This is a genomic window from Staphylococcus sp. EG-SA-2, assembly GCF_017152085.1.
In genome coordinates this window covers 1-682 of the sequence record NZ_JACYHC010001142.1, presented here as the reverse complement: position 1 = coordinate 682, position 682 = coordinate 1, and the positions used below count along the sequence as shown (strand labels likewise).

The 682-nt window shown below is 31.5% G+C and carries 2 protein-coding genes; one reads left to right on the top strand and one right to left on the bottom strand.

Annotation, left to right across the window (positions count from 1 at the left end):
• Positions 1–248: 248 nt before the first annotated feature.
• On the bottom strand, positions 249–347 hold the full coding sequence (locus IDG60_RS18975) for a hypothetical protein (RefSeq protein WP_078065666.1): 99 nt from the start codon (positions 345–347) through the stop codon (positions 249–251).
• Between the two features lie 133 nt (positions 348–480).
• On the opposite strand from IDG60_RS18975, the gene IDG60_RS18970 reads away from it, so the two are divergent.
• A partial coding sequence (locus IDG60_RS18970; protein ID WP_206161060.1) for a VRR-NUC domain-containing protein occupies positions 481–682 on the top strand: 202 nt, incomplete at its 3' end.

Below are 682 nucleotides of genomic sequence, written 5' to 3'. Positions count from 1 at the left end.
GAAAGATTTCAAACATCTTAAGACAATTAGACAATTGGTCTGTATATGATGGTAATAAAAGTGGGAAAATTCGATTTGGAAAAGATTATGGTGTACAGATAGCTTATGTAAGAGATGAAAGTTTAGAAGATTTAATATAATAAATATTGAATAAATATACATTTTAGAGTGTTGTATCAGATGTTGCATCATTTTTTGAGTGATGCAACACGTGAGTGTAAAAAGTAATCGTAGGTGTTGCATCATTTTTAGTGATGCAACATTGATGCAACAAATGATGCAACACCTCTTTCCCTTCTCGCTGTAAGGTTCAACCCTGTTTGTTTCCAATGTTGCATCAAATTCACTATAAAGTTTAAAAAGTAGTGTTAGGGAGTAAAGAGGTATAGGGGTAACCCTCTAACAGCTATTTTTAAAAGTTTGGCAAGAATTGATGCAACATCGGAACACAAATATAAATTTTGTATACAAGGTGAATATATGAAAGAATCGACATTAGAAAAATATTTAGTGAAAGAGATATCAAAGCTAAACGGTTTATGTTTAAAATGGGTTGCACCTGGAACAAGAGGTGTGCCAGATAGAATTATTATTATGCCAGAAGGAAAAACATATTTTGTAGAAATGAAGCAAGAAAAAGGAAAGTTGCATCCTTTACAAAAATATGTGCATAGACAATTTG